This window comes from Aliiruegeria lutimaris, from assembly GCF_900099935.1.
In the GTDB taxonomy this organism is placed as follows: Bacteria; Pseudomonadota; Alphaproteobacteria; order Rhodobacterales; family Rhodobacteraceae; genus Tropicimonas; species Tropicimonas lutimaris.
This window is the reverse complement of record NZ_FNEK01000187.1, coordinates 1-1242: the sequence shown is the minus strand read 5'-3', so window position 1 is coordinate 1242 and position 1242 is coordinate 1. Positions and strand designations below refer to the sequence as shown.

Genomic DNA, 1242 nt, shown 5'->3' with positions numbered 1-1242 from the left:
GGGTTCACCGCAGGCTCAAGACCGCTTCCTCGCTTGATCCTCTGAGCCAGCCTCGACGCAGATGCCGCTGAGATAATCAGCCAGCGTCCGGCTTCACGTCCGCTCAGCCCCTCCCGGTAGAGTATCTCAAAGCGGGATCGCACATCGGTGGATAGAGCGTTGGGCATGGCATAGTCCTCCTGAGCAGAAGGAATCATGCATCTATCCCAAAAGGAATCCCCGACGATTCAAGGTGAGATGGAACCGCTTTAATCGGCTCCAAAATGTCAATCCCGGAGCAAAATGGGTCCGTGTAACGGTGGAATAGTCTGGACTTGCCCCGAAAAAGTGGAGAGCACCAACTGCGGAACCAGGAGGTGTTCTATGGGAAACGGAAACAGACCGACGCCGGAGTTCCGCCGGAAGCGTTGCATCGCCCGCTCTCGTCGTCGGAATGGTAGCTGCGAGTTCTCCGCCCTATTGTTCCGCCAACGCCCGGTTTCCTGTCGGTCCGCTGCGCCGACTTCCCTCAGCGCAGCACCGTAGGAGCGGAGCTTGTCAGTGACGAAGATATGTGGCCGACCGAAGCGCTTCGTTGTTTTCTTCAAGAATTTCAATGCCGCCTTCTTGTCCCGCGTTTTCGTCACGAAGCTCTCCAGGACCTCGCCCTCCTGGTGGACGGCCCGCCACAAGTAGTGCCGTTCGCCGTTAATCTTGACGAACATCTCGTCGAGATTCCATTGCCATTCCGGCCCGGAACGCAGGCGCTCGACGCGTTTCTTGCGGATCTTGGCGGCGAACAACGGGCCGAACCGCAGCTACAAGAACCGCACGGAGTCGAGGCTGACCTCGATGCTGCGTTCGTGAAGCAGATCCCCGACATTCCTCAGCGACAGCGGGAAGCGCACAAAGAGCATCACGGCCAGGCGGATAATCTCGCGGCTCGTCCGGAAATACTTGAATGGGTCGTCTTTCGTCATCGCGAGACGCTACGAGACCACCCTGCCCCGCTCAACCAACCTCCCTCTGACAGAGGCCGCGCCGCCGTTGACACGCCACTCAGTGACCGTCGCTTTCGGCCCAGAATAGAGGCTACACGTTGCCTTTCGAAACGTCGGCTTTCGCAGATCTGACACTTTGAACCAACCGCTTTGTCCTATGCAGGTAGGACCTAGTCACCCGAATCTAAAGTTCGCCGCATAGGGTTTGGGTTCGCTGGCAGAACCGCTTGACCGATGCGAGGATTTCATCGGCGGACTTGAC

The 1242-nt window shown here is 58.2% G+C and carries 1 protein-coding gene and 1 pseudogene; both read right to left on the bottom strand.

All coding sequences use genetic code 11. The features are described from left to right. On the bottom strand, positions 1–197 hold a 197-nt coding region (locus tag BLR85_RS29740), incomplete at its 3' end, for a hypothetical protein (RefSeq protein ID WP_212635198.1). Between the two features lie 198 nt (positions 198–395). Beyond that, positions 396–959, bottom strand: a pseudogene (locus BLR85_RS28300) (IS6 family transposase); the annotation flags it as partial. Between the last annotated feature and the right edge of the window lie 283 nt (positions 960–1242).